The organism is Vibrio sp. 811 (assembly GCF_033339195.1).
Window position 1 is genome coordinate 372,863 of sequence record NZ_JAWOUB010000002.1, and the last position, 16,185, is coordinate 389,047.

13 protein-coding genes are annotated in these 16,185 nt (G+C 44.0%); 9 read left to right on the plus strand and 4 right to left on the minus strand.

Annotation, left to right across the window (positions count from 1 at the left end; translation table 11 throughout):
• Positions 1-140 precede the first annotated feature (140 nt).
• The 3 genes from trxB (at position 141) to cydC (ending at position 4,705) form a co-directional block, all read left to right on the plus strand.
• Positions 141-1,100: a thioredoxin-disulfide reductase gene (gene trxB / locus R7Q46_RS05505; RefSeq protein ID WP_005377991.1), complete on the plus strand. Its 960-nt coding sequence runs from the start codon at positions 141-143 to the stop codon at positions 1,098-1,100.
• A 103-nt stretch (positions 1,101-1,203) separates the two neighbouring features.
• Entirely contained in the window at positions 1,204-2,991 is a 1,788-nt protein-coding gene (gene cydD / locus R7Q46_RS05510) for a heme ABC transporter permease/ATP-binding protein CydD (protein WP_005388878.1), read from the plus strand.
• The gene (gene cydC, locus R7Q46_RS05515) at positions 2,984-4,705 is read left to right on the plus strand and encodes a heme ABC transporter ATP-binding protein/permease CydC (RefSeq protein WP_213871583.1); all 1,722 of its coding nucleotides are present in this window, start codon (positions 2,984-2,986) and stop codon (positions 4,703-4,705) included. The genes cydD and cydC overlap by 8 nt, the downstream gene beginning before the upstream one ends.
• A 97-nt stretch (positions 4,706-4,802) precedes the next feature.
• On the opposite strand, the gene R7Q46_RS05520 is transcribed toward cydC, so the two are convergent.
• The 3 genes from R7Q46_RS05520 to R7Q46_RS05530 all read right to left on the minus strand — a co-directional run bounded on the left by R7Q46_RS05520 (position 4,803) and on the right by R7Q46_RS05530 (position 8,718).
• Positions 4,803-6,134: a D-serine ammonia-lyase gene (locus tag R7Q46_RS05520; protein ID WP_318077367.1), complete on the minus strand. Its 1,332-nt coding sequence runs from the start codon at positions 6,132-6,134 to the stop codon at positions 4,803-4,805.
• A gap of 83 nt (positions 6,135-6,217) precedes the next feature.
• The gene (gene serC / locus R7Q46_RS05525) at positions 6,218-7,312 is read right to left on the minus strand and encodes a 3-phosphoserine/phosphohydroxythreonine transaminase (protein ID WP_213871581.1); all 1,095 of its coding nucleotides are present in this window, start codon (positions 7,310-7,312) and stop codon (positions 6,218-6,220) included.
• A gap of 137 nt (positions 7,313-7,449) precedes the next feature.
• On the minus strand, positions 7,450-8,718 hold the full coding sequence (locus tag R7Q46_RS05530) for a DUF945 family protein (protein ID WP_318077368.1): 1,269 nt from the start codon (positions 8,716-8,718) through the stop codon (positions 7,450-7,452).
• 186 nt (positions 8,719-8,904) lie between these two features.
• Between R7Q46_RS05530 and R7Q46_RS05535 the strand changes: the two genes are divergently transcribed.
• The 3 genes from R7Q46_RS05535 to R7Q46_RS05545 all read left to right on the plus strand — a co-directional run bounded on the left by R7Q46_RS05535 (position 8,905) and on the right by R7Q46_RS05545 (position 12,179).
• Positions 8,905-10,845 (plus strand): ATP-binding protein, encoded by a 1,941-nt coding sequence (locus R7Q46_RS05535; protein WP_171344756.1) that lies wholly within the window; start codon positions 8,905-8,907, stop codon positions 10,843-10,845.
• Positions 10,842-11,339 carry a response regulator gene (locus R7Q46_RS05540; protein WP_017820839.1) on the plus strand — a complete coding sequence of 166 codons (498 nt, stop codon included), beginning with the start codon at positions 10,842-10,844 and terminating at the stop codon, positions 11,337-11,339. The genes R7Q46_RS05535 and R7Q46_RS05540 overlap by 4 nt, the downstream gene beginning before the upstream one ends.
• 291 nt (positions 11,340-11,630) lie before the next feature.
• Positions 11,631-12,179 (plus strand): hypothetical protein, encoded by a 549-nt coding sequence (locus tag R7Q46_RS05545; RefSeq protein WP_005378006.1) that lies wholly within the window; start codon positions 11,631-11,633, stop codon positions 12,177-12,179.
• A gap of 192 nt (positions 12,180-12,371) precedes the next feature.
• Here R7Q46_RS05545 and R7Q46_RS05550 read toward each other — a convergent pair whose 3' ends face one another.
• Positions 12,372-12,959 carry a TfoX/Sxy family DNA transformation protein gene (locus tag R7Q46_RS05550; RefSeq protein ID WP_005378007.1) on the minus strand — a complete coding sequence of 196 codons (588 nt, stop codon included), beginning with the start codon at positions 12,957-12,959 and terminating at the stop codon, positions 12,372-12,374.
• 369 nt (positions 12,960-13,328) lie between these two features.
• Between R7Q46_RS05550 and R7Q46_RS05555 the strand changes: the two genes are divergently transcribed.
• The 3 genes from R7Q46_RS05555 to R7Q46_RS05565 all read left to right on the plus strand — a co-directional run bounded on the left by R7Q46_RS05555 (position 13,329) and on the right by R7Q46_RS05565 (position 16,022).
• Positions 13,329-14,249 (plus strand): HDOD domain-containing protein, encoded by a 921-nt coding sequence (locus tag R7Q46_RS05555; protein ID WP_213966543.1) that lies wholly within the window; start codon positions 13,329-13,331, stop codon positions 14,247-14,249.
• Positions 14,250-14,395: 146 nt separating this feature from the next.
• The gene (locus tag R7Q46_RS05560) at positions 14,396-15,301 is read left to right on the plus strand and encodes a lysine exporter LysO family protein (RefSeq protein WP_005378011.1); all 906 of its coding nucleotides are present in this window, start codon (positions 14,396-14,398) and stop codon (positions 15,299-15,301) included.
• 208 nt (positions 15,302-15,509) lie between these two features.
• A complete protein-coding gene (locus tag R7Q46_RS05565) occupies positions 15,510-16,022 on the plus strand; it encodes a hypothetical protein (RefSeq protein ID WP_017634875.1) in 513 nt (170 codons plus the stop codon).
• The last annotated feature ends 163 nt before the right edge of the window (positions 16,023-16,185 follow it).

Genomic DNA, 16,185 nt, shown 5'->3' on the forward strand with positions numbered 1-16,185 from the left:
TAGAAGTCAACGTTCTCTATCAATATTTAGTGGGTTCTAATCTATAACCAATTATTCGATCACAATCGTTGTTTATGCTTTTAAAGCACTAAGAATTTCCATACAATCGAGGGAAATGTTACGCCCTTTTTGGAGCCATAATGAGCGACGTAAAACACTGTAAATTATTAATTCTTGGTTCTGGTCCTGCAGGATACACAGCTGCCGTCTACGCAGCGCGTGCAAACTTAAACCCTGTGCTTGTGACGGGAATGCAACAAGGTGGTCAGCTAACCACCACAACTGAAGTTGAAAACTGGCCAGGCGATGCTGAGGGACTGACAGGTCCAGCATTGATGGATCGCATGAAAGAACACGCCGAGCGTTTTGAAACTGAAATCGTATTTGATCACATCAATGAAGTAGAGCTATCACAACGCCCATTTCGTTTAAAAGGCGACTCAGGTGAGTACACTTGTGATGCCTTAATCATATCTACCGGCGCTTCAGCAAAATACCTTGGCCTTGAGTCTGAAGAAGCATTTAAAGGTCGCGGCGTTTCTGCTTGTGCAACCTGTGACGGTTTCTTCTACCGTAATCAGAAAGTTGCAGTTGTGGGCGGTGGTAACACGGCTGTTGAAGAAGCGCTATACCTATCTAACATTGCGTCAGAAGTTCACCTGATCCACCGCCGCGATTCATTCCGCGCAGAGAAGATCCTTGTGAAACGTCTGATGGATAAAGTTGAAAGCGGTAATATCGTTCTTCATACCGATCGCACTCTCGATGAAGTACTGGGTGACGATATGGGCGTAACGGGCGTCCGCATTAAAGACGTGAACAGCGGTGCGACAGAAGATATCGATGTAATGGGTGCATTCATCGCAATTGGTCACCAGCCAAACACACAAATCTTTGAAGGCCAAGTAGACATGAAAGATGGCTACATCATCGTTCAATCAGGTCTTGAAGGCAACGCAACACAAACTAGTATCGAAGGTGTATTTGCAGCTGGCGACGTAATGGACCACAACTACCGTCAAGCGATCACCTCTGCAGGTACAGGTTGTATGGCTGCATTAGATGCTGAACGTTTCTTAGACTCACTTGGTGACAAATAACTTTTCACATTTGTGTCATATCCTTAAAGCCCAGCGGTATTCCCGCTGGGTTTTCTTTTGTATACTACCGCCTCATTAAAACAATTATCATTAAGCCTTCACGATGGATAAGAAAAAGCAAAGCAGCTTGAATAAGTGGCTGAAGCAACAAAGTAAGTTAGCCAAGCGCTGGCTTATGATTGCGATAGGCCTAGGCGTACTTTCAAGCGTGTTTTTATTGGCTCAAGCAGCCCTGCTCGCCTCCATTCTGCACCAGTTAATCATTGACCAAGTCGACAAAGCCGAGCTCATTTGGCATTTTGTTGGGCTCGGTGGCACGGTTATCGGTCGAGCTGCTTGTACCTGGGGTCGAGAGCTTGCCGGTTACCGTTGCGGGGAGCAAATTCGAGTTTATATTCGCCAACTCATTTTAGATAAAGTTCATAAGCTTGGGCCAGCTTACATCAAAGGCAAACCTGCTGGCAGTTGGGCAACGCTCATCTTAGAGCAGGTAGAAGATATGCAAGATTTCTTCTCACGCTACTTGCCTCAAATGTCATTATCGGTACTAGTGCCTTTCATCATTTTGGTTGTCGTATTCCCAGTAAACTGGGCAGCAGGCTTGATCTTCCTGGTCACTGCACCACTAGTGCCTATTTTCATGGCACTGGTTGGGATGAAAGCCGCAGAAGCAAACCGTAAAAACTTTAAAGCGATGCAGCGTTTGTCGGGTCACTTTTATGACCGCTTGCAAGCAATGACAACCATTCGCTTATTCGATAGAACAAAATCTGAAACTGAGACGCTAAAGGGTGCTTCAGAAGTCTTTCGTACTCGTACCATGGACGTTCTGAAAATCGCGTTTCTGTCTTCTGCGGTGTTAGAGTTTTTCACTTCCATTTCTATCGCAATTACCGCTGTCTACTTTGGCTTTAGTTATATCGGGGAGCTGGACTTCGGCTACTACGGCACAGGTGTTACGCTCTTTGCTGGTTTGTTCATTCTGATTCTTGCTCCAGAGTTTTATCAGCCATTACGTGATTTGGGCACGTTCTATCATGCGAAACAGCAAGCGGTTGGGGCAGCAGAAAGCATTGTCGAGTTTCTGGATTTGGAAGTCGATCAAATCAAAGATGGTACCCAAGCGTTAGATAAAAACAGCCCTATCCATATTGAAGCGAACCAGTTAACCATTTTTAGTCCGGAAGGTAAGCAGCTCGCAGGTCCCCTATCCTTCTCTCTTGAAGCCAACAAAAGTACGGCTTTAGTTGGACCAAGTGGCGCAGGTAAAACAAGCTTGGTAAACACCATCCTCGGTTTCATGCCTTATCAAGGTAGCTTGAAGATTAATGGTTGTGAATTGTCGCAACTGGATCTAGCCACATGGCGAGAGGCAGTAAGCTGGATTGGTCAAAACCCGATGCTATTACACGGTAGCATTCGAGATAACATCACACTAGGTAAGCACAATATTCAGGATGCAGACGTACATTCTGTGTTGAATGACTCTCACGCTGCTGAATTTGTTGAAATGCATGGGTTGGATTATCCGATATCTGATCGTTCTGGTGGTTTATCTGTCGGCCAAGCGCAGCGTTTAGCACTGGCTCGCGCCATGCTACAAAATGGTCGTTTTTGGTTATTAGATGAACCAACCGCAAGCTTAGATGCTCGCAGTGAAAAACTCGTGATGGAAGGCATTAACAAGTATGCGCATGCCACAACAAATTTGATGATTACTCACCAACTTGCGCCTTTACAAAACGTATCGCAAATTCTTGTTATGCAGGACGGCCAGATTGTTCAACGTGGTGATTACGCCACACTGTCGACAGAAGATGGCTTATTTAAAGACATGTTGGAAGCGAACCTCGCACAACGTGAAACAGACAAGGGGAACTTAGATGCGTGATTTACTCCCTTATCTAAAACTCTATAAGAAACACTGGTTTGGTCTTTCGCTAGGTATGCTACTGGCATTTCTGACCTTAGCGGCATCTATTGGCTTATTAACGCTATCAGGTTGGTTTATTTCAGCTGCAGCGGTGGCAGGCTTGACGGTTGCTCGTGAGACCTTCAACTACATGTTACCAGGTGCCGGGGTACGCGGCGCTGCAATGGCTCGAACCGCAGGTCGATGGGGAGAACGTGTCGTTAGCCACAATGCAACGTTCAAGCTGCTTACCGATCTACGTATCTTCTTCTTTAAGAAACTTGCACCACTGATTCCGGGTCGTGTTTCTACGATGCGTGATGCCGATCTGCTCAACCGCCTAGTAGCGGACGTAGATGCGATGGATCACGTTTACCTTCGACTTATCAGCCCTGTCGTGATTGGTATTTTTGGCATATTGAGTTTAACGGCTGTCCTGGCTTTCTTTGATTGGCATCTCGCCCTGCTGCTTGGCTCGATTCTTACCGTCATGTTGTTTGTATGGCCAGTGCTGTTCTATAAACTGGGTAAAAACAATGGCGAGAATCTCACTCATCATAAAGCGCAATTGCGAGTGGCGACACTGGACTGGCTTCAAGGCTACAGCGAACTGAGTATCTTTGGAGCAGAAGAACGTTATCGTAATCTCATTCTAGAGAAGCAGAAGCAGCTGCTGTCTAACCAATTTGTGAACGCGAATTTAACGGGCATGGCTTCAGGCCTGCTTATGCTGGTGAACGGCATTACACTGGTTGTGATGCTTTGGTTTGCTGCAGACGGCGTAGGAGGTCGTACTCCTGATCCTTGGATTGCGTTGTTTGCATTTGCAACGATGGCAAGTTTTGAAATTTTGATGCCTATTGCGAGCGCGTTCCAGTACCTGGGTCAAACGTTGACTTCTGCTCGTCGTTTAAATGAAGTAATTTTGGCTGAACCTGACGTTGTCTTCCCTGAGCAATCGAAACATAAAGGCACAACGTTAGACATTGAATTCGACAACATTGACTTCACTTACCCTGACGGTCAGCAAAAGGTGCTGAAAGACTTGTCACTCTCACTACCGTTGGGCACTAAAACAGCGATTGTAGGTCAAACAGGTTCAGGTAAATCAACACTGATTCAGCTTCTTTGTCGCTACTGGGATGTAAACCAAGGTGAAGTTCGAATCGGTGGTGCAAAACTGCAAGATTGGAGCGAGTCTGACCTGCGAACAGCAATGACTGTGGTCAGTCAACGCGTAGATGTACTAAACGGGACACTACGTGACAACTTACTCATGGCCGCTCCGGATGCAAGTGATGAGCAACTGTCTACTATTTTACAAAAAGTCGAGCTTGGCGGACTTCTTGAAGAGCCGGGTTTAGACGCTTGGTTAGGCGACGGCGGTCGTCAGTTATCTGGTGGTGAGAAACGTCGAATCGGTATTGCTCGAGCATTGCTACGTGATGCCCCAATCCTACTCTTAGATGAACCGACTGAAGGCCTCGATAAGCGTACGGAACAAAAAGTGATGGCGCTTTTCAATGAACACTTTGCTAATAAGACAGTAGTATTCATTACACACCGACTGATAGAGCTAGAAAGTATGGATAGCATCTGTTTGATGGAACAAGGTGAGATCATCGAACAAGGCGACCATCCAACGCTACTCGCTCAAAAAGGTCGTTACTACCAGCTATTACAATCTCTATAATTCGATTTTCAGTGACGAGAAGGGCTCATCAAACGATGAGCCCTTTTGTTATTCTTGTATTATTAGTTACCTAATTAAGCACGTATACAGTGCTGATTTACCGACCAGATTTTTTGAGATAAGCCGCCATTTCATCTTCCGGAACCATGCCCCCACCTGTTGCCCAAACAAGATGTGTTGCGTTTTTGAGTTTTTCTTCGTCAAATTTCATTCGAGACTGATAAGCATGGTTATTCGAGACGTGCACTGCCCCAATCATACCGGCTAATGCAGAAGGCTCTAGATTAATACCTTCCAGTTCACTTAACTCACCCAAGTGGTGATACATACGAGCGTCATCAATGGTGTAAAAACCATCAAGTAGCCTTTCCATCGCTCTTCCGACAAATCCCGAGGCACGCCCGACTGCCAAACCATCAGCGGCGGTGATGTTATCGATACCCAGATCTTGCACCGAAATATCGTCATGCAAGCCTGTATGTACGCCCAACAGCATGCACGGTGAGTGCGTTGGCTCTGCGAAAATACAGTGGACATGCTCGCCAAATGCTACCTTCAAGCCAAATGCCACGCCACCAGGCCCGCCGCCAACACCACAAGGAAGATAAACAAACAATGGATGATGCTCATCAACCACGATTCCCAAGTCATCAAATTGCTGCTTAAGACGCTCACCCGCAACAGAGTAACCTAGAAACAGCGTCCGTGAGTTTTCATCATCGATAAAGAAACAGTTGGGATCTTTTTCTGCCTCTTTACGACCTTGCTCGACAGCAATACCATAATCTTCTTGGTGCTCTACGACATTAACACCATGCGGCCGGAGCTTATTTTTCTTCCATTCCCGCGCATCCGCAGACATGTGGACTGAAACTGAAAAACCCAGCTTCGCACTCATGATGCCGATGGACATACCAAGATTGCCGGTTGAGCCAACCGCAATACTGTACTGCTTAAAAAACTGCCGAAACTCATTGCTGAACAATTTTCTGTAATCATCGTTTTCACAGAGCAAGCCGGCTTCAAACGCCAACTTTTCTGCATGAGTGAGCACTTCATAAATACCACCTCTCGCTTTGATCGAACCAGAAATTGGCAAATGACTGTCTTTTTTGAGCATTAAATGGCCCAATATTGGTGTGTCGTATTGCTGCTCCAAACGCACTTTCATATTGGGAATATCCACCACTGGGGACTCAATAATGCCACGCGACGTTTCCGTTTCGGGAAACGCCTTCATCAAATAAGGCGCAAATCGTGTTAGCCGTTCACTCGCAACTTGAATATCTTGTTCACCTAACCCGACATGAGGTAAGCCTTCCTCCAAGGAAGTGATATGGGGGTTAAACCAACAAACCTCTTCAAGATCAATAAGTGCTGCCAAGAGTGGGAACTGCTTAGTCAGCGCTTCAATATTTGCCTTGGTCATTTTACCTTCCTGGAATGATGTGAGTTGAGATAAACAAAAGCGCCGCAATAGCGACGCTTTGGAGAACAACTATCAGTTTGAGCTTACGCGTAGTTTTTCTCAAACTCTTGCATGAAGTCTACTAACGCTTGAACACCTTCTAGCGGCATTGCGTTATAAATGGATGCTCGCATACCACCAACTGCTCGGTGACCTTTTAGCGCTTTCAGCCCTTTAGAGTCTGCTAGCTCAAGGAAGGTTGCATCTAGTTCAGGCTTAGCAAGTTGAAATGGCACGTTCATCAAAGAACGGTTTGCTGAGTGCACGCCATTACGGTAGAAATCAGACTGATCGATGTAATCATACAGTAGCGCGGCTTTAGCGCGGTTCACTTGCTCAATTGCTTTTACTCCACCCTGTGCCTTCAGCCATTTGAAAACAAGACCAGACAAGTACCATGCAAAGGTTGGTGGCGTGTTGAACATTGATTCTTTTTCTGCCAAAACAGTGTAATCCAAAATACTTGGTAGTACCTGCTTCGCCATACCTAATAAATCATCGCGCACGATAGCAATAGCAATGCCGGAAGGACCAATATTTTTCTGAGCGCCCGCGTAAATCACACCGTATTTCGACACATCAATTTCACGAGAAAGAATTGTCGAAGACATGTCAGCAACAATCGGTTTGTCGGTGATAGGAAGATCGTTAATCTCAATACCATCAATGGTCTCATTTGGACAGAAGTGAACGTAAGCCGCTTCTGGAGCAATTTTCCATTCACTTGCAGGTAGAACCGCGACTTTCCCGTTGATTTCTGTTCTTGCATCAAACACGTCTGGTTCGCAGTATTTTTTCGCTTCAGCTACCGCGCTTTCAGCCCAATAACCACCATCGATGTAAGTTGCCGTATCGGCATCACCAAGTAAGTTTAGAGGAACAGCAGCAAACTGAGCACGAGCACCACCTTGGCAGAACAGCACTTTATAGTTGTCCGGAATATTCAGAAGATCACGTAAATCCTGCTCGGCTTCTTCTGCAACTTTGATGAACTCTTTGCTTCGGTGGCTGATTTCCATGACCGAAGTACCAAGGCCTTGCCAATCGATTAGTTCCTGTTGTGCTTGCTGCATAACTGCTTTAGGCAGACCTGCTGGCCCTGCACTGAAGTTAAATACGTTGTCCGTATTTTGTTCCATGATGCTCATTGCTCCTGCTATGTAAATATTACGAAATTAATATCACGTTTTCGCAGTGATAAAAACAAGAAAAGAGGTCTTACGACCTCTTTTTAAAGACTAAGCGTTGAATTGGAACAAATTCGCAACAACACGAATTACTGTTGTTGCATCAAAGCAGGCATAAGTAGAGCCACCAATGGGAACTCATGCCCATTTTCGAACTTCAATTTGCCTTCACCAATTTCTGCTTTTAATTGATAACCGCCCTCTACTTTTTCGATCAACTCCATAATAAGGAGCTCATCAATCCCTTCTTGAATAAATGGGTAATGCGTTACTAATTCATCAGAGAAGTAAGTGCTAAGTTCACCAGTAGTGGCCGTCACCAACTTCATTGGATCTTGAGTAATATGCTCAGTACCTTCAGGGATGGATAGTTGCCACTCATTGTGGAACTTGCCGTCACCGAACGCGAGTGAAAGCTCGTTCACGGATAAATCAAAACCTTTGCTAAACAGCGTATCGACATGCGGCAATAAATTCGCAATTTCCTGCTCATCTAGCATAGGAGAGCTTTGATAGATAGACATAATTTGATCAAAAGACTGGCTATCCACATCTGCAATTGAGAAATCCAACTTAAAGTTATCGACATCCGTCCCATCAGTTAAACGCAGTTTCTTAGCATCTAGGTTTAATTGACTGTTCAGCTTATCACCAGACTCACTCATCGTAGTGTTACCACGGTAGCTCGCATTTTCAATCAAAAAGACAGGCGTTAAGTTCGCATCAACCACATCTAGCTTCTCTAGAGAGAAAGATTGCTCGCCTAACCAGTAGCCTTTTGCTTGCTTTCCTTTACCTTGCCCTGTCAATGCATTCAGATGAAGCTCTTCACCGTTTTCAAAATCCACTTGAACAGAAGGAACGGAAACTTGGTAATTGAGATCACCCAATACCGTCACATCACCTGTTACTTTTGCAGGGCTTGTAGAAACAGAAACACCTTGCGCTTCGTTACGATAATGCCAACTGTCTAGGTCGAGGATAAATGCTGTATTGCCATTTAGTTGAGTCTGGCTATGCATCGTGAGAGGCAAAAAGTCATTGTCCACCAATTTTGAATCTGCTGTTAGGCTTGTTAGACCGTGGCTAACATCACTGGTTACGTCAAACGTCGTTGGCATACCATCACGCTCTAGCTGAGTTTTAAGCTCAGGATCAACAACTGAATAACGAGTCAGCACGACTGAAGACAAGTAGCCACGCTGATACTCGACCACTTCACCTTTAATCATTTTATCATTCATATTGGTAATACCATCTTCAATGATGGACTGACCAATTTGTCCGACAGCCAATGGCCAACACAGTGCTAATGAGATAGCACCACCAATGGCGCCGATTTTTTTAAGATTTTGCATAACGTCACTTATTAGATATTTTCGGTCAGTCTACCCCAAACCACCTGCGGAGAAAACATTGAGACAAATCAGACTATTGATGCTTATTCTAGTCCATTAATCAGGAATCATACTTGGCTCCCACTCATCATGTCCTTTTATTGTTAAAGTTTGCGTGGCGAAGTTTTAACCGGAGCTAAAACATCTGTGAATCGTTATGCTGTGTTGTGTCTCGACAACAACCCAATCAGTGCTGAACAGTTTCGATTGGAGCTGTCTGCCTTCTCAAGTAAGTTTGATATTTTTTCTGTCGAATCGATAGAAGAGGCTCAAAGCGCTTTAGAGTATCTAGAAGAAAGAGAACAGACTGTTGCTTTAGTTATAGCGAGCCATCACGCTCATTTTAACGGCGTGGATTTTCTTATTGGTTTAGACCGGATGCCACATACCGAGCAAGCAAGAAAAATTCTTATTAGCTGCTCGTCTGATATAGAGGCAATTCTCACTGCCGTTAATGAGGGCAGGCTCGACCACTGCCTCACTAAACCTTTGCCAGATCACGTCTTATTTAACACAGTGCAAAAAGAGCTGACCCAATTTATCTTGCGAAATGGCAAAGAAGACCTGCTAAGTTACAGTCAGATATTGGATCATCACAGCTTGTTGCGAGCGCACATCAATAACCAGATGAGCCATTATCAAGCCGGATTCTTACACGACTACCACTCGATGTCTGATGCCGAGTTAGCCGAGCAAGTGATCTCCGCTCTCCAGCAATTTTTCAAAGATAATGACGAAACAAGAGCGTGCCGTACATACTCACCTGAACACTTATTAACCGTGGAAGGCGAGCCAAATTGCTTTTTGTGGTTTATCACCGAAGGTGAAGTGGCTCTGTACAAGCGCGATGAGCAAGGCATGCAGCGAGAGGTTGTACGCCATAACAAAGGGAATATTGTCGGAGGCATGTCGTTTGTTACTGGGGAATGTTCTTTCTCGACAGCTCTAACACTAACCAAAACAGAAGTTATCAAACTCGATCGCAACGTATTCAATAAAGTGATGCAAAGCGACTCAAACTTACTGCCTCTTTTTACAAACTTGCTTTTACGCCACTTCAACCGCCGATTGCAAAGAAGCATCAACACCAAACTGCAACTTCAAAAAACGCTCGAATCTTTAGAATCAGCCCACCAGCAGCTCATTGAAAGAGAAAAAATGGCGATGCTTGGTCAATTGGTTGCGGGAGTGGCCCACGAACTAAACAATCCAGTAGCCGCGATATTGAGGGGCGTAGAGAATTTAACGCATACGCTAGAACGATTACTTAACGATGCGCCAAGTTCCGATATACAAACCAAAGGCATTGAATTACTGAGCAAAGCGCAAACCTCAAAACCCGCTTCAACCGCCGAGCTCAGATCACGCGTAAAAGCGCTTAGCCATACTCTTCCAGACCGAGCATTGGCAAAAAAAGTGGTGAGCCTTGGATTAGAGTCCGATCAAGAGCTACTTACCCAACTAACGAGAAAGCAGCAAGCGTCTTATCATGCTCTCAATACACTAGAGCAATACCACAAAGCAGGTTCTACACTTCGCTCAATTAATGTCTGTGCAGCACGAATTGCTGATATGGTAAAAAGCCTGAAAGGATATGCTCGGTCAGATGATGAGACCCTGCACTATGCCGATATTCATGAGGGCATTGAAGACACCTTGGTGATTTTCGAGAACAAATTAAAAATGCACCAAATTTCAACCGACTATGCAAACTTGCCTTCTATCCTTTGTCAACCGATCGCACTCCAACAGGTGTGGACGAATTTGGTCTCTAACGCCATTGACGCATTTCCAGAAAAAGGGGTGTTAAACATACAAACACGCCTTGTAGAAAAAGAGCACACAAATTATGCCGTTATCTCATTTGAAGATAATGGATGTGGCATTCCTGAGTCGCAAAGAGACGCCATTTTCGAGCTAAACTTCACCACAAAAAAAGAAGGTAATTTTGGCTTAGGCATCGGGCTGTCCATCTGCCAGCAAATCGTAACAGCACACAGAGGGTGGATTGACGTCGAATCAGAGATCGGCCAGTTCACACGAATGACCGTCTGGTTACCAGTCATCGAAGAAGGAGATGAAACATGACCAAGTATCTAATTTTATGTGTCGATGACGAACGAGAAGTCTTGGATAGCGTGCTCCAAGATCTTGCTCCCTTCGAGGAGAACTTTGTTGTCGAAGGAGCGGAATCAGTGACTGAAGCACGACAAGTGATTGAGGAGATGGCGGAAGAAGAAGTTCAGCTTGCTCTCATTTTATGTGACCACATTATGCCGGAACAAACTGGGATCAGCTTCTTAATCGAACTCAGTCAAAATGGTGACACAAAAGCAGCGCGGAAAGTTTTACTCACAGGACAAGCTGGTTTGGAAGACACCGTAGAAGCCGTAAATAACGCGAGTCTCGATTATTACATTGCCAAACCTTGGAAAGGCGAAGCATTGAGAAAAGCAATCGTGTCTCAGCTTACCGCGTTTGTGATTGAGAATGATGATAACCTGCTATCCTGGACTCAAATCCTTGATTCTGAGGCAATCCTCAACGCCATGGCAGATAGAAGAGCAAGCTTTGGCGAGTAATAAAGTGTTTGGTTCTAACTTGAACTCAACGATGCTCATTGCACCACCTAACCTCGCATAGTCGAATGAGGTTAGAAAAACATCGTTACTTGTCCGAGTGAAATTCTCGGACACTACGTATATGGCGTAGTTTTTGCTTAAACCAAGGAACTATTAAGTTAATTGACAAAACATCGACACATTTTTGTTGGTCGTGGACCTTCCTTTTTATTATGATGTCGGACAAATCAGATTACGGTTCAAGTGGTTGCTTGAATCCATGGAAATAATGAACAAGGTTTATCGTTAGTTATGCGTAAAACACTATTAGCCGCTGCCTTACTAGTGGCATCAAGCCATGCCCTAGCTGCAAACGATCGCAATGCGCCAGCAACTATGAGCAACTTTAGCTACGACTATTTCGAAGCACGTATTGGCGCAAGTCCTGTGACATTTGGTGCTGGATTCAGCAAATCAATTCACCCGAACGCGCATGTTATTGCTCGTATTGACTCTGAGTTTGAAAGTGATTTTGATTCAGCTGCAGGCTTTGGCTTCCATTCTCCGCTAAACAACTGGGCAGATCTTACTGGTGAAATGCTAATGCGCGTTGTGCAACCTTCGAATGAGAGCAGCACAGATGTTGGTATGGAGCTTAACTTAGGTGTTCGCCAATGGTTGGGCCCTCAATTAGAAGTAGGCGGCAAAGTCGGCTACGTTTCTATCGATAACGATGACGATTGGACTGGCTCTGCCTACGCTCGATTCCACTCAACAGAGCTTTTCTCTTTGGGTGCTGAAGCACGTATCAACGATTTTTACGGTGATCAGGTAATGTTCACTACGCGTTTTAAGTTTTAAGATTTGTGCTGTAAGAAAAGAGCAAATTAAAAAAACAAAAACCGAGGTCTCTGCCTCGGTTTTTTGTCTAATTTAATGACTAACTCAATGAAGTGGTAAAAAACTTCAACGTCCTTTTTCCGCTTTTCACACTTGCCTTTACGACCCGCTAACTCCATCGAAACGAGTCAATCATTGTGCGATCAGCTTCGCTTAGTCACACAGTGCCAATAACTGTTTTTTACGCGGCTCTTGGATCAGTTTCCAATGTACGCCATCAGTTGCACCAGCAAATTTCCACAGTAGCTTTACATCAACGTCATTACCGTAAGCCGTTTTAACTTTGTTGAAGACTTTTACAGGTCCAAGTTCTAAAAAAGTTTCTACGTCATCAACACCGGCTTTCTTGACCATACGTTCAAGGGTTAGTTGCATGTTGGGTAAGTCTCTTAAGCGTCTACTGGCAGAGGACTTTTGATATTTCCGTTCCTTAATTGAGTATTCAATTGATTTCTGTACCAGTTCATCAAGCCCTACATATCCGGATTCGAATAAATCGGTTACATCATAATAATTTACGGTTGCCGTCGTCTGTTTTTTGACGTGCTTATACTTCTCACAGCTCAGTTGAGTAAACACTTCATCTAGTCCATTACCACCACGTAAGTAGCAGCAATCATTGCTGACAAGCGCAAACATAGCATCATCGGTGAATAAACCAATACCACCGAACATAGAACGTTTTTGGTACTCACTGAAGGTGCGTACATATTTAAAAAAAGCTTGGTCTGTCATGTCCATTGACCTCTTTAATCTGAATAAATTACCCCGATTAGCGATGTCACCAGATAAACAGCAGCTTATAGCGAATTATAAATGTCGATTTGTTGGCGATATTTTTGTGAGTTGTGCTCACCAACTTGCTTAATCATACTTAACGTTGAAAAATAAGTTAGGACATAGGTCACATATAAAAAAGTATAAATTCTGCATACGTGATTAGTTTCACACTTATTGTTTGTGTGGTGATATTTTTTTGACGCATAGCATGCCTAAAACGCGCCATCATTATGATCTCGCTGGCAATTACGGGCACATAATACGCATTTAATTGATAAAGAATACGCTGTAAGGGTACACTGTACGAAAGATCTCAAGTACAGCGTCACAATGGAACATTTATCATTTTTTTGGCTGCCAAATAATAAAGATAAGCTTATAAACGCACTGGAATCCGAGTTTGCTCAGCTGGTAGAACAGTCCATCGCCACGGGTAAGATTTCGTTACCTCCTATTCCTGATGTCGTGCTTAAAATTCAGCAGTTATGTGTCGAAGAACACACCACGATTGCCGATGTTGCTACCTGTTTATTGGAAGATCCCGGATTAGCAGCGGTCGTTTTACGAGTCGCTAACTCGGTGATTTTCAATCGCAGAAATATCACCTGCAACGACTTAACTACAGCGGTATCTCGTCTCGGAATACTTCGTGTACGTGATATTGTTACCGCACAAGCGATCGAGCAACTTAAACACTCAGTTAATCTCACTAAAGAATGCAATGCCATCTTGGTGAAGAGTGCAGCGATATCTCGTGAGCTCGGTGCCGTCATGGTGATGTTGGTTCAATCGTTTCGTAGCCACGAGCCAGGCACTTATGGTCATCTAGAGCAAGAAAAGGCGTTATTGGTCGGTCTATTAGCCGATATAGGGTTATTTTGCCTAATTAATGAGTACCACTTGTACTTAGATAGGGGCAATTACTTAGACCCAGATATTGCATTGCAGATCTTCCAAACACGTTGTTCTGCCACAAGTAAACTGGTACTTGAGCGTTGGGGGTTTGACAACGACTTCAGAGAAGTATCCTCAAATGAAAAATACGAGTTAACGCGACCAGAAGTGAGTTATCTCGACATCGCTAGAATTGCGCATCATTTATTGATGTTCCGCAATCACGATGAACGCATTGACGAACATGAAGTTGAATTCAACGTAACTGGTGCAGAAGTCTTGTATGAACTTAGTAACATGAGTGATACTGACTTCAATGATCAAATCCGTGCTGTACTCAATGCTAGCGGTTTGTAATTTATCGCTTTCTGATAATACTTTATCCGCGATAAAACGATTCGCTCAAGGCTGAGCTGTGGGTGGTGAAATGTCTTTAATTTCAACCGATAGATAATTTGATTTATGCGTGTTGATGTTATCTCAAAAAGGAATCATTGAGCTTTATGTTTTCAGGGATGCTATTTATTTTCGCTCCGCTTGTGGTGGGGTATCTAATTCCTATATCTCGATCTTCGTTATTGGAGAAGATCAATCAGTCAACGTCCTACCTTATTTACGTCATTTTGTCGTTGATGGGTCTTAGCTTAGCGGCGCTCGATAATTTAAGCAGCAACTTACAAAGTATTCTCCTCTATGCGAGTACGTTTTTTTTGTGTCTAAGTGCCTGCAACCTGTTGGCTCTGCCTATTATTGATAAAATTATCCCACTCCAGACCAATCAAAATCAAAAGAAGCTACCGTTATCTTCGATGGCTTTAGAGTCTGTTAAGCTTATCGTGGTCGTTGGCGGCGGGTTAGTGGTTGGCCTGCTGTTACCCATTGATTTGAGTTGGGTAGATACAGCAAGCGAATGGATACTCTTTCTACTTCTATTTTTTATTGGTATTCAGCTGCGCAATAGTGGACTTACTCTGCGTCAAATCCTATTAAATAAACAAGGAATGGCCATTGCGGCTGTTGTCATCGCAACATGTATGCTTGGTGGCGTTCTTGCAGCGGTGCTTTTGGATCTTCCTCTTTATCAAGCACTCGCAATGGCTTCAGGTTTTGGCTGGTATTCACTCGCAGGTATTTTAATGGGTGACGCTTTTGGTCCGGTATTTGGTGGCGCGTCGTTCTTGATTGAATTGATGAGAGAGCTAGTCGCACTGGTTGCCATTCCTCTCTTTATTCGTAGCTATCCGTGCACCGCAATTGGTTATGCCGGTGCAACAGCAATGGACTTCACCCTACCCGTTATTCAAACCACCGGTGGTGTGCGTTGTGTTCCTGTTGCTATCGTTAGCGGCTTTATTTTGAGTTTATTGGTACCAGTTATGATGCTTTTCTTTGTATCACTTGCTAGCTAGATCTCAGGTTTTCGCTTTAACATCCATTACAATACGGCAAAAATTTAAATACCCAGTTAACGTCAAAGTGGTCAATATTTTTTGGCAAGACCCCTCTTTCTTTTCGTCATTCAGCCCAACGATTTGTCACGACCAAATAGAAAGAAGGGAGAAACATCAACTGATGTGCATTGCGTTAATAAAGGGATAACAACCAGAAGGAAGAAGAATGAAACGCTTTGTCGTTGCAGCGCTCCTCGCTACAAGCTCAACTTTTACGCTTGCCGCAGATCAACAATGTCTTGCTAGCAAATATGATGGCTACGTCGATGCCTCACTACAGTGGTATCAAGATCTTGTTGATTTGACGGTTACCCAATATCCAGATCTGAAAGAAGTTAGCCAATGGTTCTTGGATGGACGTAAACATCACTTTGAATTAAACCGCGAAGCGGTTCACTACTTTCTAGAGAACGACCCTAGCCGCGTTGCGACGGAACAGCCAATCGAAGCATGGTTAAAACTAGAGCAACATGACGTTAAGCAGTTAGCGACCCGAAGCGATAAGTTAGGTGAAGTTGCAAAACAGACATTTAGCGACCGTCAATCAACTAACCATCCAAAAAACTACGAGCTTCGTTCAGCATTCGCTGATCTGCTTAGTCATCCCCAACAAATTGATACCGCACTTAATAAGTACAATCAGTCAATAGAAAAGATTGAAAAGCAGAAATGTGACTAAGATTGCTCGCATTAGTCGTTGATTAGCATTCGATAACATCAGAGTGTTTTAACGTACTCAATCTAGAATTTTTTAATGTGAATATCGTAACCTTCACCTAAAATTTTCATTTCTACAACTTGGGTTTCAACAATTAAAACGGGACTTTGCGCCCGTTTTAGTT

Coding starts and splice junctions, on each gene's coding strand:
- R7Q46_RS05555 (WP_213966543.1), top strand. CDS start 13,329: ATGGAACATTTATCATTTTTTTGGCTGCCAAATAATAAAGATAAGCTT.
- cydD (WP_005388878.1), top strand. CDS start 1,204: ATGGATAAGAAAAAGCAAAGCAGCTTGAATAAGTGGCTGAAGCAACAA.
- R7Q46_RS05520 (WP_318077367.1), bottom strand. CDS start 6,134: ATGACCAAGGCAAATATTGAAGCGCTGACTAAGCAGTTCCCACTCTTG.
- R7Q46_RS05545 (WP_005378006.1), top strand. CDS start 11,631: ATGCGTAAAACACTATTAGCCGCTGCCTTACTAGTGGCATCAAGCCAT.
- cydC (WP_213871583.1), top strand. CDS start 2,984: ATGCGTGATTTACTCCCTTATCTAAAACTCTATAAGAAACACTGGTTT.
- R7Q46_RS05550 (WP_005378007.1), bottom strand. CDS start 12,959: ATGGACATGACAGACCAAGCTTTTTTTAAATATGTACGCACCTTCAGT.
- R7Q46_RS05560 (WP_005378011.1), top strand. CDS start 14,396: ATGTTTTCAGGGATGCTATTTATTTTCGCTCCGCTTGTGGTGGGGTAT.
- serC (WP_213871581.1), bottom strand. CDS start 7,312: ATGGAACAAAATACGGACAACGTATTTAACTTCAGTGCAGGGCCAGCA.
- trxB (WP_005377991.1), top strand. CDS start 141: ATGAGCGACGTAAAACACTGTAAATTATTAATTCTTGGTTCTGGTCCT.
- R7Q46_RS05565 (WP_017634875.1), top strand. CDS start 15,510: ATGAAACGCTTTGTCGTTGCAGCGCTCCTCGCTACAAGCTCAACTTTT.
- R7Q46_RS05530 (WP_318077368.1), bottom strand. CDS start 8,718: ATGCAAAATCTTAAAAAAATCGGCGCCATTGGTGGTGCTATCTCATTA.
- R7Q46_RS05540 (WP_017820839.1), top strand. CDS start 10,842: ATGACCAAGTATCTAATTTTATGTGTCGATGACGAACGAGAAGTCTTG.